Genomic DNA, 25,652 nt, shown 5'->3' on the forward strand with positions numbered 1-25,652 from the left:
CACTTCAAAAACAGACATCATGAAACTTTATAAGTCCATTCTTTTTGCCGGGTTGATGCTGACGACAGTCGCCTGCAGCGATTTCGAAGAAATGAACGTCAACCCGAACAGTCCGCTGTTGCCCAACACGGCCAGTTTGTTTACGAATGCCATCCGAACGGTCGGAACGATGAACAGCCAGGTGGGGCCTGCCGGATTCAACATCACCCCGGCACTGTATGTCCAGCAGTTTGGCGATGTAACCTATATCGAGGACTCGCGGTATAAGACCATCAACTTCAGCTACAACGGCTTGTATGCCGGGCCGCTGGTCAACCTGCAGGCCATCATCGATCAGAATACCAACGAGGCAACCCGCGCCAGTGTGGCGACGTACGGATCGAACAACAACCAGATTGCCATTGCCCGGATTCTGAAAGCATATATTTATCAGTGGATGACCGACCGCTGGGGCGATATTCCGTATTCACAGGCGTTGAAAGGCGATCAGAACTTCTCACCGGCTTTCGACAAACAGCAGGATATTTATACCGATCTGTTTAAGGAATACAAGGAAGCTGCGGCCCAGTTTGACGCCGGTGCCACCGTGAAGGGTGATATTTTGCTCAGCGGAAATGCTGCCCGCTGGAAAAAGTTTGCCGCGACACAACGAATGCTGGCCGCGCTGCAATTGTCGAAAGTGGACCCTACGAAAGGGAAAGCCGAATTTACGGCTGCTGTGGCCGATGGCGTTCTGGCGTCGAATGCGGATAACGTCCGCTACACGTTTCTGTCGGATGCCAATAACGAGAATCCGTTGTATACCAACTATGTCCGGAGTAATCGGAAAGATTTCGCGGTGAGCAACACGTTTGTGGATTATCTGAAGAAAGTGAGCGATCCACGTTTGCCTTACCTGGCGGCTCCCAACCAGCGCGGTGAATACGTAGGCGTTCCGTATGCGGTTTTCCCGGCTACAGGCCCGGCGCAGAACTTCTCGCTGGCGGCAACGACCGTTGCTGCGCAAAACGCTCCGGCCAACATCGTAACCTATGCCGAGGTTTTGTTCGCGCAGGCCGAAGCGGCCAAGCTGGGCTGGACAACAGGCGTTGCCAAAACGCTGTACGAAGCCGCCATCAAGGCTTCGCTGCAACAATGGATGGGCACTGCCTATACGGATGCCGTTTACACGACGTATGTCGCTCAGCCGGATGTGGCGTATACGGAAGCTAAAGGGATCGAGCAAATTGCGACCCAGCGCTGGATCGCGTTGTTCAACCAGGGAACATCGGCCTGGAACTCCTGGCGTCGGACGGGCTTCCCGACGCTGAAACCGGCGGCTTCACCCCTCAATGGCGGCACGGCTATCCCCCGTCGTCTGGCTTATCCGGTCTCGACCGAAGGAACGTTGAACACGGCCAACTACAACGCCGTGATCGCCAGCCAGGGAGCCGATGATCCGTATACCCGGGTATGGTGGGATAAGCCCTAAGCAACCTGGTTCAGGCTACTCACTCGTTAAGACTTCCTCTCTGCCACCGCGGGGAGGAAGTCTTTTGTTTAGAGAGGGCTGGAGAAACGCATTTACTTCGATGAAACATGAAGAGCCGACGATACTTTTTCAGGCATGAGATTAAAAACGCATTAAATTTTACAGTAACGCAGGACAGGAGAACAAAATTTTGCGGTTTGGAATATTTGCGGATAGTATATTTTGTATATTGGCCGTTATTATTCATTAACCTACGCTAAAAACATGAAGATAAATGTACTGCTTAACCCACTGTATCTCTCCGATACGGTGGTCGAGTCTCCTCCACGACAGAGATCCCGGCCGGATGAAATGATTTCCGGAGAAGAGGGCTCACTACGTTCCGATCGCGTCATCGGGTCATTCCACTCATCGTTTGCCAACTGTGCTGGTCAGCAGCGGAGTTAAAAAATTACACCCCCAATCTCAGCGTATAGTACAGCATTGGTAGTTGCGTAGATCCTGAAAACCAGGTTGTCAACCGGAGTGATCACTTCTGGATTCGGTACGATTCCGTACCCGATTCGATTCGTGGCTGGTCGACCATGACTATACGGTTTTTGGATGTATGAACAAGAGTCCATACTGCCTGCTTTCTGCGGGAAACTTTTCTGAAACAGGATGACGGGAACGGACCATCGCGTGTCGTCACCGTGGTTGCCAGTTCGTTGAATTAACCAAACAAACTACAATTGTATTATGAAAAGAAATTTACTCAGTAGCTTGCTGCTGTCACTGGTGTTCTGCCTGCCTTTGTGGGCGCAGGATCTTACCGTATCGGGTCGGATCACGGCTGTTGAAGATGGTTCGCCACTTCCCGGTGTGAATGTGATTGTGAAAGGAACCACGAAAGGCACGACGAGTAGTGCCGATGGTACGTACCAGATTACGGTTGGAAAAGGAACGGTATTGCAATTCAGTTTCATCGGTTTTCTGAACCAAAGCGTTACGATTGATACAAAAACCAAGGTCGATATTGCCCTGAAATCCGACGTTTCCCAATTGCAGGAGATCGTAGTAACGGCCCAGGGCATTCGGAAAAACCAGCGGGAAATCGGGTATGCGTATTCGAATGTAACCACCGATGACGTAACCGTAGGCCGTTCGCCCCAGTTGGCTCAGGCCCTTTCGGGAAAAGTAACGGGCTTGGCCGTTTACAACGTCAACAACAGCGTCGATCCGGCCGTGAAGGTCGTCTTGCGGGGCTATCGCTCCCTGACGGGGAACAACGAAGCTCTCGTGGTGCTGGACGGAATGCAAACCACCTCCACCGTACTGGCCATCATCAACCCGAACGACATTGAGAGTGTATCGATTCTGAAAGGGGGCCAGGCGGCTACCCTCTATGGATCGGCCGGGATCAATGGCGCACTGATCATTACCACCAAGCGGGGAGCCAAAGGAAAGCTGAAAGTGTCGTATTCAAACAGCACGAACTTTGAGCAGATCAGCTTTCTGCCCAAGCTCCAGGACAAATATGGCTCGGGATCTCACTATGCGACCTCCTTCGGGGGAGCCGGTTATAAAACCGATTACCTGGAACGGATGAAGGACAACTGGCGCTCCTATGAAAACCAGCAGTACGGCGACGCCTTCGATGGCTCTATGCGGATGCAGGGCCGGACAACGGAAAGCGGTGGTCAGTATATGCTGCCGTACTCCGCCATCAAAGACGCCCGCCGGAAGGCCTTCGATACGGGTATATCGATGAACAACCAGGTCAATTTCTCGGGGGGCGACGAAACCAGTTCGTTCTATATGTCGATTGAAAACCAGACCGTACACGGGATTGTACCGCACGACAAGAGCGATCGGACGGGTGCGCGTCTGTCGGCAACGAAAGAATACGGCAAACTAACCACCAGCTTCAATGCTGCTTATACCCAGGCGGCTTATGACCGGACCTCGGCTGACTTTTACAATGACGTCCTCAACCAGCCCGCCAACCTGCCTTTGAAAGATCTGCGCGATTGGCAGACGAATCAGTTTGCAAACCCCAACGGTTTTTATAACGATTATTATAACAACCCGTATTTCAACGCTGATAACCAGCGGATGCGATACAAGGACTCCAACCTGAACGGGAATGTGAGCCTGGTATTCAAGCCAACTCCCTGGTTGATGTTTACCGAGCGGTTGGGAGCCATGAACAACTCCCGGACGGGCAAGAACACGGTTGGGAAGTTTTTGTATACGGACTGGGCTAAAACCAAAGCCTTTATTCCGGCTCCCTTCTTTCGGGATGGCGACGGTACGGGCGTCTACCGGGCCATTACGGACCAACTCGGCTCGGTATTGGATTATTCGGGTACGGAAAATGTCATCAACAATGAATTCCTGATTCAATTGTCGAAAGACTTTGGTCCGCTCTCGAACAAACTGATTCTGGGAAACAGCGTTTACCAACGCACGACCAAAGCCATTGGGGTTGGTTCCAGCTCCATTGTAGTGCCCGATGTGTATAACGTCGCCAACCGCCAGGGCGAATTGCAGGGTGGTGAAATCAGCTCGCAGGAGCGCCGGTTTGGGTACTATGCTGACTTGACCATGAATTATAAAAACTGGCTGATTCTGAACGGTACCTTCCGGTTCGATGCGACGTCCCGGTTCTACAAACCCGATCGTCCGGCCAACACCTGGTCGTATCCGTACTACGGTGCTGCCCTTTCATTCATTGCAACTGATGCCTTTCCATCGCTCAAAAGCAATATCCTGAACTACGCCAAGCTCCGGTTAAACGCCAACAAAAATGCCAACGACAACATCCCGTTGTATGGACTTGATCTGGCCTATACCAATGGCGCGAACTTCCCGTACGGTAACGTAGTCGGTCTGTCGGTCGGGAACGTATTACCCGATGGCAATCTGAAGCCCGAAATAGTTTACTCGACCGAAATCGGGGGTGAATTTCAGTTGCTGAACAACCGCATCAACGTGGATGTATCGGCCTACTCGCAACGTTCTGAAGGACAGGTGATCACGGTTAAGGTTCCGAACTCGACCGGTTTTAATAACCTGTTGATCAACGTGGGAGAGACCAAAAACTGGGGCTACGAGGCTGAATTGAAATACCTGATTGCGCGGGGCGGTAAGTTCTCCTGGGATGCCAGCGTTCGCTACTCTTTCAACGACAACATTGTGAATGATCTCTATCCGGGCGTGAATGAATTCCAGCTCAACAGCACCTTTGCCTACGCCAACACCAACGTAATTAAAGGGTCCCGCTTCCCAATGCTGAAAACCGATGGGTATCAGTACGCTGCGGACGGATCGGGCCGTGTGCTGGTAAATTCCACCACGGGGTATCCCTTGCGCAATGCGGCCTTGTCAACCCGGGGTGGTGTATTGCCCAAGCACATTGCCGGTCTGGGTTCCAAAATGGAGTATGGCAACTTTGGCTTTACGTTTAACTTCGAATACCGGGGTGGCAACGTGATGTTTAGCGACCTGGGCCGCCAGATGACCTTCACCGGAACTGGTAAATGGACCGAAAACCGCGCTCCGCACATCTTCCCGAACTCGGCTTATCTGGATACTGATGGCAAAACCGTGGTCAACAATACAACGGTTAACGTGCGTGAAGCGGAATACGGCCTTTGGGTGGATAACTACCGGCTGATCTCCGAAAACTTCGTGGCACCAGCTTGGTTTATCAAACTCCGCGACATCAACCTGTCGTATCGTCTTCCGTCCGATCTGCTTACTAAAACGAAGTTCCTGTCTGGTGCCAGTATCTCCATCTACGGACGGAATGTGTTCACCATCGTGGACAAGCTTAATTACTACACGGATCCTGAATTCAGCAACGTCGGGAATCAGACACCGGGAAATACGGCCATTCCAGGCACGACGACCGCCAATAGTGTGGGAATCAACACGACCGGCCAGACTCCGCCGGTGCGTCAGTATGGGGTAAATATCAACCTTACATTTTAGTATTCACTGAAATTGTCTTGACATGAAATTAAAATCATTCTTCATAGTTGCCGTTGTGGCCCTGCTTGGTACTTCGTGTAAAGAATCTTTTCTGGACATCAATACCAACCCGAACGTATTGCCAACGGCGTCGCCGAGCTTTGTTTTCACGAATGCGCTGAACACAACGTCTACGAACCTGATCGGAAACAGTGCAACCGGAACCCAGCCTAACGAACTCGGTTATTACTGGGCGGGCCAGTGGTCGCAGGGGAACGGGTACATTATCAACACGACCATTTTTGCTTACAACTTTACCAACGGTGATTTCACGTATTGGGATGCCTACTACGACAACCTGCAGGATTACCAGTTTGTGATCAACAACGCCGACGCCAATAATCAAAAATACCTGAAAGGGCCGGCGAAGGTGATGAAAGCCATGCTGTTTCAGCAATTGGTCGATATGTATGGAAACGTGCCGTATACGGAAGCTCTGAAAGGGGGCGAAGTGCTGGCTCCGAAATTCGATGATCAGAAGGCCATTTATGAATCGCTGATTACGCTGCTGGATGAAGCTATTGTCGATTTAAAAGCCAATCCCTTCGCCAGCGCCTTCACAGGTTCCGATATCGTTTTCAGAGGCAACGTTACCAAGTGGGCGCAGTTTGCCAATTCGCTGAAGATGAAAATCCTGATTCGTCAGTCGAAAGTGGCCGGAAAAGAGACGTATATCAAAACGGAGATCAATAAAATTGTGACCGAAGGCTCGGGTTTCATCACGGGTGAAGAGGTGGGTGTCGGTGGACCGTCTTTCTTTTTGGCAACCGCCGGAAAGTTGAACGGCGTTTACGACCGCTGGGGTTATGACGCCAACGGGGCCAAACGAGCCTTGAACAACTTTCCACGCCCCACCAAATTTCTCATCGATGGCCTGAAAGCTGCCGGTGATACGCTGCGGATGAAGCGAATTGCGTATGCCAACAGTGGCGAAAACGCGACTGTTCCGGGCACCAGTATTCTGAAAGAAGTGTCGGCCAACTATTCGGGTACGCCGTTTGGGGTTAGTTCCGGTTATCTGCCAGCCAATACTACTTCGCTGGGACCCAGCCTGATTGTGAAAGGAGAATACAACCGGCCCGCCATTCTGATGACGGCGTCGGAAGTTCAATTCCTGCTGGCCGAAGCCAAACAACGGTTTACCGATGTAACGTTGCCGGGGACTGCCAAATCGTATTTTGAAGCGGGCATCACTCAGTCGTTCCGTGTGCTGGGTGCGAATGTCGCCGGTGCAGAAGCTTTCAAGGGAAGTAAAATTGAGAACTACGATTGGGATGCCTCTACGAACAAGCTGACGGCCATCGCCATTCAGAAATGGATTGCCCTGACAAACTTCAGTGGTCTGGAAGCCTGGACGGAATACCGCCGTACGAACCTGCCGGTTCTGCCCCAAAGCATTCAGGTTGCGGATGCAAAACGTCCCGTACGCTTTTATTACCCCAATACCGAGTTGGGTTCAAACGGTACCAACGTAACCGCACAAGGGACAATTGATGCCTTCAGCACCAAACTGTTCTGGGATGTTGACTAATACTATGTTTTAAGGTAGGTTATTGGAAGGAGGTCATCGTATCGATGACCTCTCTTTTTTAAGAATTACAAATGCAAAATGATGAATGCTCAATGTAAAAGTAGAGTGCGCTAGCCTCTTCACTTTTACATTGAGCATTCATCATTTTGCATTTGTAATTAACTTAAAAGATCACAAAACCGTTACGGTGGCCGGAACGGCGGGTTCGCTTTCTTTATCCTTCGGGAACACAAATTTCATCGGTTTGGAAACCTGTTGGGGCAAAAGGGCCGTTTCCAGCACCTGATCGACCGTATCGACGTAGTGAATGGTCAGATCCTTGATGTAGTTCTGGTTGATTTCCTCCACATCCTTCCGGTTTTTCGAGCAAAGCAGAATTTCGCGCACACCCGCCCGGTTGGCCGCCAGAATCTTTTCTTTGATACCGCCCACCGGCAACACCTTTCCGCGCAGCGTGATTTCTCCCGTCATCGCCAGAAAAGGCCGTACTTTCCGTTGGGTGAAAATGGATGCCATCGACGTCAGCATTGTAATCCCTGCCGAAGGGCCGTCCTTTGGCACGGCGCCGGCCGGCACGTGAACGTGCAGGTCGTAGTGGCTGAAAACGTTGTAATCGAGACCGATCTGGTCGGAATGGGCTTTCAGGTACGACAAGGCCGTCACCGCCGATTCTTTCATGACATCGCCCAACTGGCCCGAAAGCGTCAGGTTCCCTTTGCCCCGGCTCAGGCTCGACTCGATGAACAGGATTTCACCGCCCACCTGCGTCCAGGCCAAACCGGTCACAATACCGGCAATGTCGTCGTCGGAATACAGGTCACGGTCGAAGATTTCGGCGCCCAGCATTTTCAGCACATCTGCCGGTTTGATGGTTTTCGGATAGTCTTCTTCCAGGGCAATCGACTTGGCGATTTTGCGAACCAGCGCGCCGATTTTCTGCTCCAGATTCCGAACACCCGACTCACGGGTGTAGCTTTCGATAATCCGCTGAATGGCCTTATCGTCTACCATCAGATCTTTCGGCTTCAAACCGTGTTCTCTCCGCTGCTTCGGAATCAGGTATTTCTTGGCAATCTGAATTTTCTCTTCCACCGTGTACCCCGTCAGTTCAATGATTTCCATCCGGTCGCGCAGGGCCGGGTGAATGGTGTCGAGGGAGTTGGCGGTGGCAATGAACAATACTTTCGACAGATCGTATTCTACTTCGAGGTAGTTGTCGATAAACGTCGAGTTCTGCTCCGGGTCGAGCACTTCGAGCAGGGCCGACGACGGATCACCCCGGAAATCGGAGCTTACTTTGTCGATTTCATCCAGAATAAAAACCGGGTTCGAAGAATCGGATTTCTTGATATTCTGAATGATTTTGCCCGGCATCGCGCCGATATACGTTTTCCGGTGACCCCGAATTTCGGCTTCGTCGTGAACGCCACCCAACGCCATCCGGATGTATTTCCGGCCCAGGGCTTTGGCAACCGAACGGCCGAGTGAGGTTTTTCCGACACCCGGAGGGCCGTATAAACACAGAATCGGGGCTTTCATGCCTTCGGAAGCCCGGTCGTTTTTCAGTTTCAGAACGGCGAGGTATTCAATCATCCGTTCCTTCACTTTCTCCAGCCCGAAGTGATCGCTGTCCAGCACTTTCTGCGCCCGGCGGAGATCGAAGTTGTCTTTTGAATACTCGTTCCAGGGCAGATCGACCATCAACTCGATGTAATTCATCGTCACCGGATACTCGGGTGCCATCGGGTTGATCCGTTGCAGTTTGTTGAGTTCCTTGTCAAAATGGGCCTGAACCGCTGGGGTCCACTTTTTGCGGGCGGCCCGCATCCGGACTTCTTCCAGGTCGCGGTCGGGGCTGTCCATGCCGAGTTCGTCCTGTAACACCTTGATCTGTTGCCGCAAAAAATAGTCGCGTTGCTGCTGATCGATGTCTGAACTAGCCTTGGTCTGAATTTCGCGTTTGAGCTCCAGCAACTGAATTTGCCGCAGCATGAATTCGAGCAGAAGCGTCGCCTGTTGCGCGCCTTCAGTCGTTTCCAGTAATTTTTGTTTATCGGCAACCTCCCCTTCGATGTTCGACGACAGAAAATGCATCAGAAACATCGGGCTTTCGATGTTGTCGAGGGCAATCCGGGCTTCCTGCGGAATTTCCGGATTCAGACGCAGAATTTTATAGGCTGATTCTTTCAGTGATTGAATCAGGGCTTTCGACTCCTTGCGGTTCGGGCTCGGAAAATGGTCGTCGATCTGGCGGACGTTGGCCGTCAGATACGGTTCTTCCTGGAGGTAGTTGACAATTTCAAACCGCTTTTTCCCCTGAATGATGATGGTGATGTTGCCATCGGGCAGCGTAATCATTTTGATGATGTACGCGACCGTTCCCAGACGGTAAAGGTCGTCGGCCGTCGGCTCGTCTTTTTGCTGGTTCGACTGCGCTACGACGCCAATAATGCGGTTTCCTTTATAAGCCTTCTTGACTAGTTTAATCGATTTCTGCCGCCCCACCGTCACCGGAATAACCATGCCCGGAAAGAGAACCGTATTCCGTACGGGCAGGATCGACAGGTCGCTGGGGACAATGTAGTCGTCGTCGGCATCATCGGCTGATCCCAACGGAACAATTTCGAGATTGTCCAGATCCGACTCAGCTAACCACAATTGGGTATCGTATTTACTGTTTACACTCATAATTAGGTGCCTGCCAAACTGACAGTCTTAACGTATCATACAGGCTTAATAGGTATTGAGAAACAAAGATTGATAACTAGCGCAAGGGGTATGCCAAAGATTTTGTGTGAAAAAACAGGCAGAATTGTCTGTATCGATACAAGTAACAAAAAAGCAAATGAAACTCAAAGCGTACGCAGAATCAATGCATTTCCTCCGGGTAAGTACACCTACCAGGTCAGTACCTGCTGCGTATTGCTTTTTCGAAACAGGACGGTTTTTTTCTCGGCCAGGTAGCTTACGTTCACCAGATTCATCTGGTCATCGAATAAATCCGTCAGCATAGATTGTTGGAGTAAACTGCCCTGAACCGGTTCATTATACGGGATTTCGATGTAAATCCAGGTGGCATCCACTTCCTGTTCCTTGCCCACATACCGATACGGTTTGCGCTGACGGCTGGCGCTGGTCAGGCCAAAATGCTTCCGGACGTAGCGTTCCACGAGGGGGCCGTTGGCGTCTTTATCACTGAGCCGCACGCGCTGGTTGTTGTTCTCTTTCGTCAGGGCTTCTTCCAGATCGTCGGTGAACACCCGCAAACTGACTTCAAACGTTTTCTCAGCCGCATTGTACTGCATTTGCGTAATGCTGGTATGCACCGGATGCACCGGCCGACTAGCGGTGAGTAATAAAAAAGCTATTACACAGAGTTTATCAGAGAAAATCAGAGTTAAAAAAGATTTTTCTCTGATAAACCCTGATTTTCTCTGATAAACTCTGTGTACTAACTTAAAAAACCGCTTTGAATACATCATTGAAGATTGCAAACGCCATCAAACTCAGCAGAATCACCATGCCAACCCGTTGGGCTCCTTCCAGAAACCGGTCCGACGGTTTCCGTCCCGACACCATTTCGTAGAGCAACAACGTCGAGTGACCGCCGTCGAGGGCCGGAATCGGCAGAATGTTGAAGAAAGCGAGTGCCATGGACAGCAGGCCGGTTACGAACCAGAATCGCTCCCACATCCAGACACCGCCAAAAAGATTCTGGGCGATGCCAATCGGGCCGCTCAACGCCTTGGAAGCGGATACGTCGCCCCGGAAGATTTTGCCGAAACCTTTAATGTTGTCATAAACCACGCCGAAAGCCTGTTCTGTTCCTTTCACCAGCGCCTGGCCAAACGTGTAGTCAATGTGGGTCTTTTTCAGCAGCGTTTCGGCACCAAAACCGATCTGACCTTTGTCGGTCACGGTTGTTTTGAGCGAAACCGGCTGGGGAACGTTCGGGCGTTGTACGGTCAGCGTAATTGGTTTGTTGACGTTCGCCTTGACAATGTCCTGAAACTCGTGGTAGAACCGTGTGGGCTGCCCATTGACGGCGGTGATGATGTCGCCTTTTTTCAGACCTGACTTTTCGGCGGGCATTCCCGGTACCAGTTCACCGACCCGAAAGGGCTGAATGGCCTCAACAAACATCCCGGCATTCTTCTTGTCGGATAACTTGTTGATAAAGTCGTTGGGAATGTCGATGGTCACTTCCTCCACTTTCCCGTCGGCACCCGTGCGTTCAACGATGTAGTAGCTGTCGGAGCCCAGAAAGACCTCCGAACTCCGGATGTCGCTGAAATCGTCGAAAGGTTTGCCATTGATGCGAACGATCTTATCACCGGTTTTCAGGCCGATTTCTTTGCCCAATTCGTAGGCGACAATACCGTATTTGGCATCGCGGGCCGAAAGATACGTTTCTCCATTTTTGTAAGTGAGGGCAACAAAGATGACAATCCCGGTGATGACGTTGATGATGATGCCGCCCAACATAACGATCAGCCGCTGCCAGGCGGGTTTGGAGCGAAATTCCCAGGGCTGCGGTTCCTGCTGCATCGCTTTGGTATCGAGCGATTCGTCGATCATCCCGGTGATTTTGACAAAACCACCGAGCGGGATGGCACCGAGACCATACTCCGTTCCTCCGCGCTTGATGCTCCAGACTTTCGGCGGGAAACCGATGAAATACTGCTCCACGCGCATCCCAAACGCCTTGGCGGCCAGCAGGTGTCCCAATTCGTGCAAACCCACTAATATTGACAGGCCCAAAATGAGCTGTCCTGCCATGATTACTATTTCCATTCGTTCAAACTTTGATTATTGCAGCGAACCGCCTGCTTGTTAATTGATTAGTTTTTATTCTATTGTTGCTTCTGCTTTCTAAATTTCAGGAGGTAGGTAATGCCATAAATGACTGAACAGACCACAAGGGCCTCGATAAACCCACTCCAGAAGGCCTGATTGATCAGCAGCATACTCTCCTTATTTTTAAGGTCGGCCTTTATTTTCTCTTCGAAATACCTTGAGCAGAACGAAGCCAATCACCAACCCAATGATAAACCAAACCCAAAAATCCATACGTAGATAACGTTGCGTAGTTAAAAAACTTCCGAAAAGCCACGAATTAATTCGCTTTTATCGGGAAACAATTAAACGAAACTTTTAATTCGGGCGGTGGCAATGCGCCGGGTTTCTTCGTCCGTCCGAACGTAGTCTTCGTAGGTTGGCCGGGCTATGTAAGCCACTTTCTGCATACCTTCTTCAATGATTTCGGAGATTTCCAGAAACCCGATTTCGTCGTGCAAAAAGGCTTCTACCGCTACCTCATTGGCCGCGTTGACGATGCAGGGAACGTTGCCACCCCGTCCGAGCGCGTCAAAAGCGAGTTGCAAGTTACGAAATGTTTCAAGATCAGCCTGTTCGAATGTGAAGGACGGGTATTTCGTGAAGTCGAAGCGCGGAAAATCGGAGGGCAGCCGGTAGGGATACGCCAGCGCGCATTGAATCGGCAGCCGCATGTCGGGCAAACCCATCTGCGCCTTGATGCTGCCATCCTGAAACTGCACCATCGAATGGATGATGCTCTGGGGGTGAACGATCACCTCGATCTGCGACGGTTCCAGCCCAAACAGCCACCGGGCTTCGATGACCTCCAGCCCCTTGTTCATGAGCGTGGCCGAATCGATGGTAATTTTGGCCCCCATCGTCCAGTTCGGGTGTTTCAGCGCCTGGGCTTTGGTCACGGTTTTCAGAAACTCCCGCGTTTTTCCCCGGAACGGCCCGCCCGAAGCGGTCAGAATGATCTTCTCGATCGGATTATGCAGTTCACCGGCCAGGCACTGAAAAATGGCCGAATGCTCCGAATCGACGGGGAGAATGTTGACGCCTTTTTCCTGCGCCAGTTTGGTAATCAGTTCGCCGGCCACCACGAGGGTCTCCTTGTTGGCCAGGGCGATGTGCTTCCCGGCTTCGATGGCTTTGATGGTGGGCAGCAAACCCGCGTAGCCGACCATGGCCGTCAGCACGATGTCGATGCGTTCCATCTGCACCACCGACGAAACCGCTGCCGCACCGGCATAGACCTTGATGCCCAGCGGATCGAGCGCCGAAAACACCTGGTCGTAGCGGTCTTCGTTGCAGATCACCACCACGTTAGGGCGCACCAGCGCGGCCTGTTCGATCAGCAGTTCGGCATTGTTGTTGGCCACGAGCACTTCGACTTCGAATGCATCGGGATGGGCGCGAATCACGTCGATCGTTTGCGTTCCGATGGAGCCGGTGGAGCCCAGAATGGCGATATGGCGTTTGGGGTTAGTCATCCAGTAAATCTTGTGAACGTAGATATTCTCTAACTTTATTGACAAAAAAAGTTGCATTCTGAAAGCCAACGGAGGCTTCTTCATGCGTTATCGTTTCGTCAAAATCATAATCGGCTTCTATCCGCAAATCTTCGGTAGCAGTCAATAACGTCGCCATTTCCTTAGGAAGTATATTTGATTGTATATAAAGCTCTCCAAACTTTACATGCATTCCTTTGTGAGTTTTAACGTGCAAACCATGAATTAGTAGCAAGGCTTGCGTAGCGCAAAACATAGCGTAATAAGCTCGATTGACAGCGACTCCAAAGAACCCATCCTCAAGATTTGATTTTGTAGCGGCCAAATTTTCATCCGCTTTCTTAATTCGTAACCGGATGGCATCTTTCATAATACAATGCCTTCACGTCTGATAAAATAATAGATCGCGTTTGGTCTATTTTTATAGTCGCTTTCAGTAACGGCCTTTGTCGACAATAGTATGTTGTTGCTGATCATCAAATCATATTTTAAGGCAACAAGGTCGTTGATCTCTTGTAATCTTGATACTTTTTTGTCTTTCAATATGATAAGTAGATCAATGTCAGATTCCTCATGGTAATCGCCACGTGCATAAGAACCATATAAAATAATTCGATCAAGCCGACTTTTATACCAGATTTCCAGCCTTGATTTTACTGCCTTAATAAGGGACTGGATGTGGTCTGGAAGGGTTGCCAAATGGCCGGCAGGATTAATGCTTGTTTCCATCTCTATACCGTTTGCATCGTCTCTAACAACCCTTCCCCAATCATCCGATCGTTCGACAACCGGGGTACCTTGTTCTGACCGCCCAGTTTGCCCTGCGACTTCATGTAATTCCGGAACGTTTCGCGGGGCAAAACCGTCAGCTTCAGCGGACGCAGGATGCTCCCCGAAATCAGGTCTTTGTAATAGACGTTCAATTCGGTCAACCGGCGGTCGAGGTCGCGGACGAAGGCTTCGGCATCGTGCGGTGGCGTCGCAAATTCAACAAACCACTCGTGATACGGCAGTCCTTCGCGGGGCGAAACCATCGGGGCCACGGTGAATTCGACCACTTCCGTTTCGGGGTGTTGCTCCATCGCGTAGTACAGGGCTTTTTCAACTTCCTCGCCGATGACATGTTCGCCAAAGGCCGAGATGAAGTGCTTGATGCGCCCCGTTACCAGCAACCGATAGGGGTCGTTCGAGACAAACTTAACGGTATCGCCCAGCGAATAACCCCACAAACCGGCGTTGTTGTGAATGACCACGGCGTAATTCTTACCCAGTTCGACCTGCTCGATGGTCAACCGACGCGGGTTTTTGGAAAAATAGTCTTCAGCCGGGATGAATTCGAAGAAAATCCCACTGTTCAGCATCATCAGCAGCCCTTCTTCTGACTGCGTATCCTGGTAGGCAATGAAGCCCTCCGAAGCCGGGTACGTCTCAATGCTGTCGATTTTCTTGCCAATGGATTCGTACAATTTCGCCCGGTAGGGTTCAAAGTTGACACCGCCGTAGACAAACAGCGAAAAGTCAGGAAAAACGTCTTTGATTTTCTTCCCGGTTCGCGCCTGAATCCGGTCGAAATACATCTGCACCCAGGGCGGAATGCCCGAAATCAGCGACATCGGCTGCGTCAGCGTTTCGTCGATGATCTTTTCCAGTTTGGTTTCCCAGTCCTCAATAGTATTGGTTTCGTACGACGGCAACTGGTTGGTGCGTAGGTAGGCCGGAACATGGTGGTTGGAAATACCGGAAAGCCGCCCGATGTTGATGCCGTTTTTGACGACCAATTCGGGGCTACCCGACAGAAAAATCAGCTTCTTGTCCAGAAAAGCCGCCTTTCCGGTTTCGTGAATGTAGTTCAGCAGGGCGTCGCGGGCCGAGTTGATGTGGTTGGGAATCGACTCTCTGGTGATTGGAATGTACTTTGTGCCGGAAGTGGTTCCGGACGTTTTGGCCATATAAACCGGCTTCCCTTTCCACAATACATCCGACTCACCGGCCAGAATCCGCTCGATATACGGTTTGAGGTCTTCGTAGTCGCGGATGGGAACGGCCTGCCGAAATTCGGGGTAGGAGTTAATGTCTTTAAACCGGTGATCGCGGCCAAAAGCGGTATTTTTGGCCCCCTCGAGCAGGGCCTGAAACCACCGTTGCTGCGTCTCGCCCGGTCGGTGCATCCACTCCTTTTGCCGCTGTACGACAAACTGCGCCAGTGGCTTGCTCAATACTGATCGGATTCCCATAGCCCCGCAAAGGTAACAGTTTTACGCTAATGTATCCCGGGGGAATGATATTCTGAACAACCCGGCCCGGTGTTCCAAACCGTCGTTTTTTTAGTAAACAACCCCCATGGATAAAAAATAATAAAAATCCAATTATTTAGCGATAGTTGTCTCGAATTATGTATATTTTTGCACCTCCAAAAACAGGAGCTACACCGTGCTTGCACGAAAATAACGAATGGCACTATTTAACTTTCTTTCAAGCGATATTGCGATTGACCTCGGTACCGCCAATACGCTGATTATTCACAAAGACCGGATTGTGGTGGATGAGCCTTCGATCATCGCTATGGACAAAATTAATGGGAAAGTCCTGGCGATTGGTCACAAGGCGATGCAAATGCACGAAAAGACGAACGAGAATATCAAAACAATCCGCCCGCTTAAAGACGGTGTCATCGCCGACTTTACGGCCGCTGAGCTGATGATTCGCGGGTTGATTAAGATGATCGATACGGGCAACCGGCTGTTTTCACCCTCCCACCGGATGGTGATCTGCATTCCGTCTGGTATCACAGAAGTGGAAAAGCGGGCCGTCAAGGATTCTGCCGAACACGCCGGAGCCAAAGAAGTGTACATGGTTCACGAACCGATTGCGGCAGCCATCGGAATCGGGATCGATATTACCCAACCGAACGGAACGATGATTGTCGACATCGGCGGAGGAACCACAGAAATTGCGGTTATTGCCCTCTCAGGAATCGTCTGCGAACAGTCGATCCGGATTGCCGGTGACGTGTTCACCCGTGACATTGTCGATTACATGCGCCGGGAACACAACCTGCTGATCGGCGAACGCTCGGCGGAACAAATCAAGATGGAGGTGGGTTCGGCGCTGCCCGAACTCGACAATCCACCGGCAGACTACGAAATCCGGGGCCGCGATTTGATGACCGGGATTCCGAAAGAAATTAAGGTTACTTACAGCGAAATTGCCTACGCCCTCGATAAATCCATTTCGAAGATTGAAGAAGCGGTGATGAAGGCGCTGGAAATTTCGCCACCGGAATTGTCCGCCGATATTTATACGAACGGGATTCACCTGACGGGTGGTGGCGCATTGCTACACGGTCTCGACAAGCGGATCGGTGCCAAAACCAAGCTGCCGATCCACGTGGCCGACGATCCGCTGAAGGCTGTTGTGAAAGGAACCGGCGAGGTCATCAAAAACCTCGACATGTACAAATCCGTCCTAATTAGCTAATAGAAATGATGAATGATGAACGACGAATGATGTTCTATTATAATCGTTCATCATTCATCGTTCATCATTCATCATTTTTAGCTCATGTTCGAGTTATTCCAGTTCATCGTCCGAAGCCGGAACATCATTTTGTTTGTTCTGCTCGAGGTGCTGAGCTTTTATTTTATAATCAATACCAATAACTACTGGAGCGTTCGGTATTTCAATACTTCCAATTATTACGCAGCCAAAATTCTGGACTGGTCGAACAAGGCGCAGGAATATGCCCGGCTGCGGCAGGTTAACACCGATCTGGCCGAAGAAAACCGGCGGCTCAATACGCTCGTTACCCAACTTCAGCAGCAAAAACCGCAAGCTCCTACCAGCTACCAGACGGATTCGATTTTCGCCACCCGGTTTCAGTACCGAGTGGCCCGGGTGATCAACAACACCACGCAGCACCCCAACAATTACATCACGCTGGACAAAGGCAGCGCCGATGGCATCAAACCCGGCATGGGGGTTATTTCGCCCACCGGCGTTGTCGGCAAAGTCAAAATTTGTTCCGAACACCTTTCGATCGTTACTTCCATTCTGCATTCGGATTACATGGTTTCTTCCAAATTGGTGAAAGCCGGGGTCATCGGGACCGTTAAATGGGATGGCATCAATCCGACCCGGATGAAAATGCTGGACATTTCGCGCAACACGAAAATGTACCGGGGCGATTCGGTGGTCACGTCGGAATACAACGCCATTTTCCCGTCGGGGCTTCTGGTGGGCCGCGTCATCCGGGTTGGCGAAATGCCCAATCAAACTTTCCACGATGTCACCCTGTCCGTGGGGACGGATTTTAATAACCTGTCTTTCGTTTACGTTGTCGAGAATAAATTGCAGGGCGAACAGGAAAAACTGGAAGAAACCACCGAACCGGAACGGAGATAAAGTCAACACAAACCCATGACGTTACGCGAAATACTGAACATCATTTTCCTGTTTGTGTTGTACCTGGCCCTCCAGATTCTGATTGTCCGGAATCTGGTGCTGTTCGATGTGGCGTTTTGCTTTGTTTACGTGGCCTGTATATTGTTACTGCCCGCCGAAATGAGCCTGTCGGCTACGTTACTGACGGCTTTTGGGGTCGGAATTGTCGTCGATACGTTTTACAACACGCTCGGAATGCACGCGGCCGCGACGGTATTGATGGCTTACGTTCGGCCGGCGGTGGTGCGGTTTCAGGCGGCCCAGCGGGGCTTCGACAGCCGGATTGTCTTTTCGATTCACGAAATGGGTTCGCGCAATTTCTTTTACTACGTCCTGATGCTCACCTTCATCCACCACTTCGCGCTCTTCCTGATCGAAGCCAATAACGTCCTCCTTTTTCTGCCAGCCATGGTAAAAATTGTCGCCAGTACGGTATTCACCTCCGTAACGATTATGCTGGTGCAGTATTTTTCGCGGAATTAATTCTCTGGCTTCTGGGTCATATCTTTTTGTTATTTTTGGACATGTTAAAACTAGTGGCATGCAAATGTTAATAAAACTTACATGTCCAATTTGAAATATGAACTACAGAGAGAGAATTATTGCTGACCATCAAATTATGTTGGGAAAACCGGTAATCAAGGGAACGCGAATTACTGTGGAACTGATCTTGCGTAAAATGTCCGAAGGTGCAGCCATTCCCGATCTGCTGAGAATGTATCCTCATTTGCAGGAAGAAGATGTGTTGGCTGCGTTGATGTATGCTTCCGATTTAATGGCAAATGAAGAGATGATTGATTTGTCGGCGGCATGATTATCGCAGACGAAAACATCGATCACTCCATAATCGCTACTTTGCGCTCAGCAGGAATAGAGATTTATTCTATTTATGAGTCCGATCGTGGCATCCGGGATGAAGACATCATTGAGTCGTCTCGAAATCCGCCCCGAATCATCCTGACAGAGGATAAAGATTTTGGAGAGTGGGTCTTTTCTCACCAGGTAAATGATATCAGCGTCATTTTTTTACGTTACCATTTTAGAGACATCCAGGAAATAACCGCTATTTTATCAAAGCTATTGTCTGAGCGGTTTGACGAATTTATTGGTTGTTTTACGACAATTACTCCCCACAAAATTAGAATAAGACGGTTAAGGTAATTGCTTCTCCACGTACTCTATTCCTTACCATCATCTCGCTAACGAATTTGTCGAAATCCTATTCGATAGCGATAAATTCCTATATTACGGCTTTTTTGCAGCATCATTCCTAAAATCAGCCGAATTTCAGCCCCTTATGCCCACTTACATAGCCGCCATCGACCAGGGCACCACCAGTACCCGTTGCATCGTTTTTGATCGCCAGGGCAACATCGTCTCCATCGGACAGAAAGAACATTCCCAGATTTATCCGCAACCCGGTTGGGTGGAACACGATCCGGAGGAAATCTGGCGCAATACGCAGGAGGTCATTGCGCGGGCCCGCATCAATGCCCAGCTTCAGGCCAGCGACATTGCCGCCGTCGGGATCACGAATCAGCGTGAAACCACCGTGGTCTGGAACCGGAAAACGGGAAAACCGTACTACAATGCCCTCGTCTGGCAGGATACCCGCACCGGCGATCTGGTGGCCAGCTATTCAGAAGAAGCCGGGCAGGATCGGTTTCGGACGGCCACCGGATTGCCCATGGCCACCTATTTCAGCAGCCTGAAAATCAAGTGGATTCTCGACCATGTTCCGAGTGTGCGCGAGGATGCGGAGCGCGGTTTGGCGTTGTTTGGCAACATGGATACGTTCCTGATCTGGCATCTGACGGGCGGGATCTACAACGGGCAGCACATCACCGATGTGACCAACGCCAGCCGGACCCAGTTGATGAACCTGGAAACGCTGGAGTGGGACGATGCTTTGCTGGAAGCCTTCGACATTCCGCGGGCGATGCTGCCGCAAATCCGGTCGAGCAGTGAAGTCTACGGCACCGTGACCTCGGAAGTGCTGCCAGGCGTTCCCATTGCCGGTATTCTGGGCGACCAGCAGGCGGCTTTGGTCGGGCAGACGTGTTTTGAACCGGGTCAGGCTAAAAATACCTACGGAACCGGCTGTTTTCTGCTCATGAATACCGGCACCGAACTGCGCCATTCGACCTGTGGTTTGCTGACGACGGTGGCCTACCGGTTTGGTGATCAGCCCGTTCACTACGCCCTGGAAGGCAGCGTGGCCATTGCCGGGGCGCTGGTTCAGTGGCTGCGCGATAACCTCGGCCTGATTTCGACCAGCGCCGAGGTCGATACCCTGGCGCGAACCGTGGCCGACAACGGCGGGGCCTATTTCGTTCCGGCGTTTTCCGGTTTGTACGCCCCCTACTGGAAAGCCGACGCGCGGGGCGTCATTGCCGGTTTGACGCGGTTTGTTACCAAAGCCCACCTCGCGCGGGCGGTTTTGGAAGCCACGGCCTACCAGACGCTGGACGTGGTGCAGGCAATGGAAAAAGACGCCAGTATTGAACTGAGTTCGCTGCGGGTCGATGGGGGCATGACGGTCAATGAATTACTGATGCAGTTCCAGGCCGATATGCTGGGTGTCCCCGTGATTCGACCGAAAATGACCGAAACCACAGCCCTGGGTGCGGCCTATGCCGCCGGTCTGGCGGTGGGCTACTGGAGCAATTTTGACGACCTGCGCCAGAACTGGGGCGTCGACCGAACCTTCGAACCCCAGATGGCCGAGGCCGATCAACAACGGTTTTATCGCGGTTGGCAAAAAGCCGTTGAACGGTCGTTTGGCTGGGAAAATTAACCAGTCTTCCTGTAGTCACTGAATTAATTCGGTGACTACAGGAGGGCGGAGACCATACTCCTGCGTATTTTTGCAGCCGTACATCCCGTACACGTACGTAAACCGGCTATGACGCATACGCTCATTCTTAAAAAACCACTGGCTTTCTTCGATCTGGAAACCACGGGTATCGACCCGATGAAAGACCGGATTGTTGAAATCAGTATCGCCAAGGCACTTCCCAATGGCGAAGTGGTCATCAAAACCCAGCGCATCAATCCTACCATTCCCATCCCGATCGAAACCAGTCTGATTCACGGTATATACGACGAGGACATAAAAGACGAACCGACCTTCAAAACCGTGGCACGCTCCATGGCCCAGTTTCTGGACGGCTGCGATTTGGGTGGTTACAACTGCAACCGCTTCGATATTCCCCTGTTAGTGGAAGAATTTTTGCGCGCCAATGTCGATTTCGATCTCAAAAACCGGCGTCTGATCGACGTCCAGCGGATTTTTCACATGATGGAACCGCGGACGCTGAAAGCCGCCTACAAGTTTTATTGTGGCAAAGACCTGATCAACGCCCACAGCGCGGAAGCCGATACCGTTGCCACCTTTGAGGTGCTGGAGTCGATGGTGGTTCGCTACGATGGCGCCATTGTCAACGACGAAAAAGGCAACGAAATCATCATTGGCAACGATGTGGATGTTCTTAACAAGCTGATGTTGAACAACAACGTCGACTTGCGGGGGCATATGGTCTACAACAAAGAAGGCAAGGAAGTGGTCAATTTTGGCAAGCACAAAGGCACGCTGGTGGTCGATGTGCTGCAAAAAGAACCGTCTTTCTACGACTGGATTCTGAAGAGTGAATTTCCGCTCGATACCAAACGGAAACTGACGGAGATCAAACTGCGGATGTTCAACAAACGGTAATCGCGGCAGAAAACCGTCCGGTAACCTGTACTCATTCCAAATTCCCAAACCGTTTGAGTAAGCGGGAATATTACTTAACTTTGCCGGGTCTTCTCCGCTGCTCCGCCAGAACCGGAACAAGGCCTTAACCAGTAGTAATCGAACTTCAGAGTCGTATGCAGCCAACCCAAGTGCCGATTCAAGTACCCGAAGTGATCCAACTGATCGACTTGAAATACTACCTCATCATTAGCACGGCGCTGTTTGTCATCGGCATTATCGGTGTATTGACCCGGCGAAATGCCATCATCATTTTCATGTCGATTGAGCTGATGCTCAACTCCGTCAATCTGATGCTCATTGCTTTCTCATCCTACCGGGCCGATCCTACCGGTCAGGTTTTTGTCTTTTTCATCATGGCAGTTGCTGCGGCCGAAGTAGCCATTGGGCTCGCCATCATCGTGATGATTTACCGCAATACCCGTTCAATTGACGTCGGCTTGCTCAATAAACTCAAGTGGTAAGTTTTAATAAATGATGAATTATGAATGATGAACGATGACGGTGCCGTCCACACGTTGGGCTGACGTATTTAATTCATAATTCATAACTCATCATTCATCATTCAAAATAACGCTATAGCTCTAAGAAATGCAGACGGATTTACTGATACTCTTGATTCCGCTGTTGCCTTTAATCGGATTCATTATCAATGGAATTGGTTTTCGGAAGGTACCCACCAGTCTGGTCGGAATCATTGGTGCCCTGGGGCCGCTGGCCGCTTTTGCCTGTGTTCTGCTGGTGTTCGACGGTTTTACCACCATTTCCGAACTAGGGAATGCCGCCCCCATCCGAACGGTTTTGTTCGACTGGATCACGGTCGGCCACTTCAACATTCCGTTTTCGTTCCAGATCGACCAGCTTTCGCTGATCATGTTGCTGATTGTGACCGGTGTCGGATCGCTGATCCACATTTATTCCATCGGCTACATGAAACACGACGACGGTTACGGAAAGTTTATGGCTTTCCTGAACCTGTTTCTGTTCTTCATGCTCCTGCTGGTGATGGGGTCTAACTACGTCGTCATGTTCATCGGTTGGGAAGGCGTCGGGCTTTGCTCGTACCTGCTGATCGGTTTCTGGAATAAAAATACGAGTTACAACAACGCGGCCCGGAAAGCCTTCGTCATGAACCGCATCGGGGACCTCGGTTTCCTGCTCGGTATTTTCATGATCATGGGCGCGTTCGGCACCGTCGAATACCTCGAAGTGTTCGAACAGGCAGCCGGTTTTCCCGTCAGCGATCCCACGGTCGTCGCCATCACGATGCTGCTGTTTGTCGGAGCGATGGGAAAATCAGCGCAGATTCCGCTGTATACCTGGCTTCCGGACGCGATGGCCGGGCCAACGCCGGTTTCGGCCCTGATCCACGCAGCCACGATGGTGACGGCGGGCATCTACATGGTCGTTCGCTCGAACGTTCTTTACACCCTGTCGCCGATTACGCTCGAAATTATGGGCGGCATTGCCATCGCCACGGCTTTGCTGGCTGCGTCGATTGGTCTGGTTCAAAACGACATCAAGAAAGTACTGGCCTACTCCACGGTCAGCCAATTGGGATATATGTTCCTCGGATTGAGCGTGATGGGCTATACGTCCGGCATGTTCCACGTCATGACCCACGCTTTCTTCAAAGCCTTGCTGTTCCTCGGAGCCGGTAGCGTGATCCACGCGATGGCCGATGAGCAGGACATCCGGAAAATGGGCGGTTTGCGCAAATACCTGCCGGTTACCTACTGGACCTTCCTGATTGCCACCATTGCCATTTCCGGTATTCCGCCGTTCGCCGGTTTCTTCTCGAAAGACGAAATTCTGATGCACGTCTACGAGCACAACAAATTCCTCTGGATTCTGGGTGTGATCGGCTCGGCCATGACTTCCTTCTACATGTTCCGACTGCTGTTCCTGACGTTTTTCGGACGGTTCCGTGGCACGGAGCACACGCGCGAACATTTGCACGAATCTCCCGCAACAATGACGGTTCCGTTGCTGGTACTGGCGGTTTTGTCGGTCATCGGCGGTTTCTTCAATGTGCCGGAAGCCCTGGGCGGCAGCGCCCATCTGGCGGAGTTTCTGAACCCGATTTTTGAATTATCGCACAAAGTCAGACCCGAAGCGTTTAACGAAACCCTACTGACCCACAGCGAGGAATACATGCTAATGGGTATTTCGTCGGGTGTCGCCATTTTGTCGCTGGTGGTGGCCTACGTTCTGTATATCCAGCGGGTTACGATGCCCGAGCCGGATACAGTCGATCGCCCGGTGGTCGAGAAAGTGCTGTACAACAAATATTACATCGACGAACTGTACGAAACCATCATTGTGAAACCAACCCGCGGGTTGTCAGATGCCTTCTATAGTTTCGGTGAATTTATCATCGACGGCGTCGTGAACGGCATCGGCTGGGGCGTCAAACAAACGTCGGGGCAGTTGCGGAAAATGCAGACCGGTTCAATCGGTTTCTACCTTTTCGCGATGGTCGTCAGCATTGCCACCATTCTGTGGCTGCGGTTTTTTATCAAGTTTTAATGCATGGGCGGATTGGTCAACAGTCACTTATCATACAACTAGTAGATGCTTACACTTTCTATTCTGCTCTTTCCGATTCTGGCGGCCCTGCTGGTGCTGGCTGTTGGGGGGAAACAGGCCAAACAAATCGCTTTTCTGGGCGCTCTGGTCGAACTGGGCTTGTCGGGTTACGCTTTTTTTAGTTTTGTCCCCGACGCAACGTCGCAATTCGCCTTCGATTACCCGTGGATTGCCGCGGGCAGCATTCGCTTCAGTGCCGGGATCGACGGCGTCAGTCTGTTGCTGGTGGTGCTGACCGGCCTCCTGACCCCCCTGATCATTCTATCGGCTTTTCGCCATACCTACGAACGGCCGGCGGTTTTTTACGCCCTGATTCTGTTCATGCAAGCCGCCCTGATGGGGGTTTTCACGGCGCGGGATGCGTTTTTGTTCTACCTGTATTTCGAAGCGGCTCTGATTCCGATTTACTTCCTGGCCGCTTCCTGGGGGGGCGAAAACCGGATCGCGGTCACGTTCAAGTTCTTCGTGTACACGATTTTCGGGAGTCTCTTCATGCTGGTGGCACTGGTTTATCTGTACTTCAAAACGTCGACCGCAGCCGGCCTGCATTCGTCAGCGATAACGGATCTGTATAACCTGACGCTGAGCGCAACCGAGCAGACCTGGATTTTCTGGGCCTTTTTCATCGCCTTTGCCATCAAAATGCCGGTTTTCCCGTTTCATACCTGGCAACCCGATACCTACGTCGAATCACCGACCCCCGCCACCATGCTGCTGGCCGGTATTATGCTGAAAATGGGGGTTTATGGCGTTATTCGTCTTTTATTACCGATTGTTCCCGAAGGCGTCAACCTCTGGGGAACCACGGCCATCGTTCTTTCCGTAATCGGCATCGTGTATGGCGCAATCATCGCCATTCGCCAGCGCGACATCAAGCGTCTGATTGCCTATTCATCCTTTTCGCACGTCGGTTTAATGGCCGCCGGGGTTTTCTCGCAAACGTCCTATGGTATTCAGGGCGCGCTGGTGCAGATGCTGGCTCACGGGATTAACGTGGTCGGCATGTTTTTCGTGGCCGACATCATCGCGTCGCGCACCAACACCCGGCTGCTTGACCAGATGGGCGGCATCACCCGTTACACGCCGAAACTGACGGTGTATTTCATGATTCTGCTGCTGGGCAGTGTGGCCCTGCCACTGACGAACGGTTTTGTCGGTGAGTTTTTGCTGCTGGCCGGTGTGTTCGAATACAACAACATTCTCGGTGCCGTAGCCGGTCTGACCATCATTTTTGGGGCGGTTTACATGCTGCGGTTGTTCCAAAAGGCCATGTTTGGCAAAACCACGGAGATAACGACCGGTTTCAAAGACGTCTCCGGAAGCGAAAGCTGGGTGTTCATTCCACTTTGCATCATGGTTTTCTGGATTGGTCTGGTTCCCAACTCGTTTTTGAAACTGACCGAACCGGCCGTCGCGAATCTGTTACAGTTTATAAAATAGTTTGACGTTTAAAGTTTAATGTTTAAAGATCGACCATCTTGATAACAGACTAAACGTTAAACTTTAGACCTGATACTTCAAACG

20 protein-coding genes are annotated in these 25,652 nt (G+C 51.1%); 13 read left to right on the forward strand and 7 right to left on the reverse strand.

Annotated elements, in window-relative coordinates; all coding sequences use genetic code 11:
- Positions 1 to 19 precede the first annotated feature (19 nt).
- The 3 genes from F0P93_RS17495 to F0P93_RS17505 all read left to right on the forward strand — a co-directional run bounded on the left by F0P93_RS17495 (position 20) and on the right by F0P93_RS17505 (position 7,016).
- Entirely contained in the window at positions 20 to 1,471 is a 1,452-nt protein-coding gene (locus F0P93_RS17495) for a SusD/RagB family nutrient-binding outer membrane lipoprotein (RefSeq protein ID WP_150878203.1), read from the forward strand.
- Positions 1,472 to 2,209: 738 nt separating this feature from the next.
- Complete coding sequence (locus F0P93_RS17500) at positions 2,210 to 5,446, forward strand: SusC/RagA family TonB-linked outer membrane protein (RefSeq protein ID WP_150878205.1); 3,237 nt, start codon at positions 2,210 to 2,212, stop codon at positions 5,444 to 5,446.
- 22 nt (positions 5,447 to 5,468) lie between these two features.
- Positions 5,469 to 7,016 (forward strand): SusD/RagB family nutrient-binding outer membrane lipoprotein, encoded by a 1,548-nt coding sequence (locus F0P93_RS17505; RefSeq protein ID WP_150878207.1) that lies wholly within the window; start codon positions 5,469 to 5,471, stop codon positions 7,014 to 7,016.
- Between the two features lie 171 nt (positions 7,017 to 7,187).
- Here the strand turns inward: F0P93_RS17505 and lon are convergent, their stop codons facing one another.
- The 7 genes from lon to F0P93_RS17540 all read right to left on the reverse strand — a co-directional run bounded on the left by lon (position 7,188) and on the right by F0P93_RS17540 (position 15,579).
- The gene (gene lon, locus F0P93_RS17510) at positions 7,188 to 9,704 is read right to left on the reverse strand and encodes an endopeptidase La (protein WP_150878209.1); all 2,517 of its coding nucleotides are present in this window, start codon (positions 9,702 to 9,704) and stop codon (positions 7,188 to 7,190) included.
- 209 nt (positions 9,705 to 9,913) lie between these two features.
- Complete coding sequence (locus F0P93_RS17515) at positions 9,914 to 10,342, reverse strand: DUF6702 family protein (protein ID WP_225309524.1); 429 nt, start codon at positions 10,340 to 10,342, stop codon at positions 9,914 to 9,916.
- Positions 10,343 to 10,472: 130 nt separating this feature from the next.
- Positions 10,473 to 11,810, reverse strand: a complete 1,338-nt coding sequence (gene rseP / locus F0P93_RS17520) for an RIP metalloprotease RseP (protein ID WP_150878211.1) — start codon at positions 11,808 to 11,810, stop codon at positions 10,473 to 10,475.
- 347 nt (positions 11,811 to 12,157) lie between these two features.
- Positions 12,158 to 13,327, reverse strand: a complete 1,170-nt coding sequence (locus tag F0P93_RS17525) for a 1-deoxy-D-xylulose-5-phosphate reductoisomerase (protein ID WP_150878213.1) — start codon at positions 13,325 to 13,327, stop codon at positions 12,158 to 12,160.
- Positions 13,320 to 13,715 carry a HEPN domain-containing protein gene (locus F0P93_RS17530; RefSeq protein ID WP_150878215.1) on the reverse strand — a complete coding sequence of 132 codons (396 nt, stop codon included), beginning with the start codon at positions 13,713 to 13,715 and terminating at the stop codon, positions 13,320 to 13,322. Before F0P93_RS17530 ends, F0P93_RS17525 begins: the two co-directional genes overlap by 8 nt.
- Entirely contained in the window at positions 13,712 to 14,074 is a 363-nt protein-coding gene (locus F0P93_RS17535; RefSeq protein ID WP_150878217.1) for a nucleotidyltransferase domain-containing protein, read from the reverse strand. The genes F0P93_RS17530 and F0P93_RS17535 overlap by 4 nt, the downstream gene beginning before the upstream one ends.
- Positions 14,075 to 14,076: 2 nt before the next feature.
- Positions 14,077 to 15,579 (reverse strand): GH3 auxin-responsive promoter family protein, encoded by a 1,503-nt coding sequence (locus tag F0P93_RS17540; protein WP_150878219.1) that lies wholly within the window; start codon positions 15,577 to 15,579, stop codon positions 14,077 to 14,079.
- A 217-nt stretch (positions 15,580 to 15,796) separates the two neighbouring features.
- Between F0P93_RS17540 and F0P93_RS17545 the strand changes: the two genes are divergently transcribed.
- The 10 genes from F0P93_RS17545 to F0P93_RS17585 all read left to right on the forward strand — a co-directional run bounded on the left by F0P93_RS17545 (position 15,797) and on the right by F0P93_RS17585 (position 25,568).
- Positions 15,797 to 16,822: a rod shape-determining protein gene (locus tag F0P93_RS17545; protein WP_114404541.1), complete on the forward strand. Its 1,026-nt coding sequence runs from the start codon at positions 15,797 to 15,799 to the stop codon at positions 16,820 to 16,822.
- An 84-nt stretch (positions 16,823 to 16,906) separates the two neighbouring features.
- On the forward strand, positions 16,907 to 17,746 hold the full coding sequence (gene mreC, locus F0P93_RS17550) for a rod shape-determining protein MreC (RefSeq protein ID WP_150878221.1): 840 nt from the start codon (positions 16,907 to 16,909) through the stop codon (positions 17,744 to 17,746).
- Positions 17,747 to 17,761: 15 nt separating this feature from the next.
- On the forward strand, positions 17,762 to 18,268 hold the full coding sequence (locus F0P93_RS17555; protein ID WP_150878223.1) for a hypothetical protein: 507 nt from the start codon (positions 17,762 to 17,764) through the stop codon (positions 18,266 to 18,268).
- Between the two features lie 97 nt (positions 18,269 to 18,365).
- The gene (locus F0P93_RS17560; RefSeq protein WP_150878225.1) at positions 18,366 to 18,599 is read left to right on the forward strand and encodes a DUF433 domain-containing protein; all 234 of its coding nucleotides are present in this window, start codon (positions 18,366 to 18,368) and stop codon (positions 18,597 to 18,599) included.
- A complete protein-coding gene (locus F0P93_RS32040; RefSeq protein ID WP_191908844.1) occupies positions 18,596 to 18,946 on the forward strand; it encodes a DUF5615 family PIN-like protein in 351 nt (116 codons plus the stop codon). The genes F0P93_RS17560 and F0P93_RS32040 overlap by 4 nt, the downstream gene beginning before the upstream one ends.
- A gap of 136 nt (positions 18,947 to 19,082) precedes the next feature.
- Positions 19,083 to 20,582: a glycerol kinase GlpK gene (gene glpK, locus F0P93_RS17565; protein WP_150878227.1), complete on the forward strand. Its 1,500-nt coding sequence runs from the start codon at positions 19,083 to 19,085 to the stop codon at positions 20,580 to 20,582.
- Between the two features lie 108 nt (positions 20,583 to 20,690).
- Positions 20,691 to 21,500: a 3'-5' exonuclease gene (locus tag F0P93_RS17570; RefSeq protein ID WP_138992705.1), complete on the forward strand. Its 810-nt coding sequence runs from the start codon at positions 20,691 to 20,693 to the stop codon at positions 21,498 to 21,500.
- Between the two features lie 155 nt (positions 21,501 to 21,655).
- Complete coding sequence (nuoK, locus tag F0P93_RS17575; protein ID WP_114404536.1) at positions 21,656 to 22,003, forward strand: NADH-quinone oxidoreductase subunit NuoK; 348 nt, start codon at positions 21,656 to 21,658, stop codon at positions 22,001 to 22,003.
- Between the two features lie 127 nt (positions 22,004 to 22,130).
- The gene (nuoL, locus tag F0P93_RS17580) at positions 22,131 to 24,068 is read left to right on the forward strand and encodes an NADH-quinone oxidoreductase subunit L (RefSeq protein WP_114404534.1); all 1,938 of its coding nucleotides are present in this window, start codon (positions 22,131 to 22,133) and stop codon (positions 24,066 to 24,068) included.
- Between the two features lie 45 nt (positions 24,069 to 24,113).
- Entirely contained in the window at positions 24,114 to 25,568 is a 1,455-nt protein-coding gene (locus tag F0P93_RS17585) for a complex I subunit 4 family protein (protein WP_150878228.1), read from the forward strand.
- Positions 25,569 to 25,652 lie beyond the last annotated feature (84 nt).

Origin of the sequence: Larkinella humicola, from assembly GCF_008727875.1 — a bacterium.
In the GTDB taxonomy this organism is placed as follows: domain Bacteria; phylum Bacteroidota; class Bacteroidia; order Cytophagales; family Spirosomataceae; genus Larkinella; species Larkinella humicola.

Excerpts from the sequence above, each read along its gene's own strand:
- rseP (WP_150878211.1), bottom strand. The coding sequence starts at position 11,810 with ATGGAAATAGTAATCATGGCAGGACAGCTCATTTTGGGCCTGTCAATA.
- F0P93_RS17570 (WP_138992705.1), top strand. The coding sequence starts at position 20,691 with ATGACGCATACGCTCATTCTTAAAAAACCACTGGCTTTCTTCGATCTG.
- F0P93_RS17495 (WP_150878203.1), top strand. The coding sequence starts at position 20 with ATGAAACTTTATAAGTCCATTCTTTTTGCCGGGTTGATGCTGACGACA.
- nuoL (WP_114404534.1), top strand. The coding sequence starts at position 22,131 with ATGCAGACGGATTTACTGATACTCTTGATTCCGCTGTTGCCTTTAATC.
- F0P93_RS17530 (WP_150878215.1), bottom strand. The coding sequence starts at position 13,715 with ATGAAAGATGCCATCCGGTTACGAATTAAGAAAGCGGATGAAAATTTG.
- F0P93_RS17500 (WP_150878205.1), top strand. The coding sequence starts at position 2,210 with ATGAAAAGAAATTTACTCAGTAGCTTGCTGCTGTCACTGGTGTTCTGC.
- F0P93_RS17560 (WP_150878225.1), top strand. The coding sequence starts at position 18,366 with ATGAACTACAGAGAGAGAATTATTGCTGACCATCAAATTATGTTGGGA.
- F0P93_RS17540 (WP_150878219.1), bottom strand. The coding sequence starts at position 15,579 with ATGGGAATCCGATCAGTATTGAGCAAGCCACTGGCGCAGTTTGTCGTA.
- lon (WP_150878209.1), bottom strand. The coding sequence starts at position 9,704 with ATGAGTGTAAACAGTAAATACGATACCCAATTGTGGTTAGCTGAGTCG.
- nuoK (WP_114404536.1), top strand. The coding sequence starts at position 21,656 with ATGCAGCCAACCCAAGTGCCGATTCAAGTACCCGAAGTGATCCAACTG.
- glpK (WP_150878227.1), top strand. The coding sequence starts at position 19,083 with ATGCCCACTTACATAGCCGCCATCGACCAGGGCACCACCAGTACCCGT.
- F0P93_RS17525 (WP_150878213.1), bottom strand. The coding sequence starts at position 13,327 with ATGACTAACCCCAAACGCCATATCGCCATTCTGGGCTCCACCGGCTCC.
- F0P93_RS17535 (WP_150878217.1), bottom strand. The coding sequence starts at position 14,074 with ATGGAAACAAGCATTAATCCTGCCGGCCATTTGGCAACCCTTCCAGAC.
- mreC (WP_150878221.1), top strand. The coding sequence starts at position 16,907 with ATGTTCGAGTTATTCCAGTTCATCGTCCGAAGCCGGAACATCATTTTG.
- F0P93_RS17555 (WP_150878223.1), top strand. The coding sequence starts at position 17,762 with ATGACGTTACGCGAAATACTGAACATCATTTTCCTGTTTGTGTTGTAC.
- F0P93_RS32040 (WP_191908844.1), top strand. The coding sequence starts at position 18,596 with ATGATTATCGCAGACGAAAACATCGATCACTCCATAATCGCTACTTTG.
- F0P93_RS17585 (WP_150878228.1), top strand. The coding sequence starts at position 24,114 with ATGCTTACACTTTCTATTCTGCTCTTTCCGATTCTGGCGGCCCTGCTG.
- F0P93_RS17545 (WP_114404541.1), top strand. The coding sequence starts at position 15,797 with ATGGCACTATTTAACTTTCTTTCAAGCGATATTGCGATTGACCTCGGT.
- F0P93_RS17505 (WP_150878207.1), top strand. The coding sequence starts at position 5,469 with ATGAAATTAAAATCATTCTTCATAGTTGCCGTTGTGGCCCTGCTTGGT.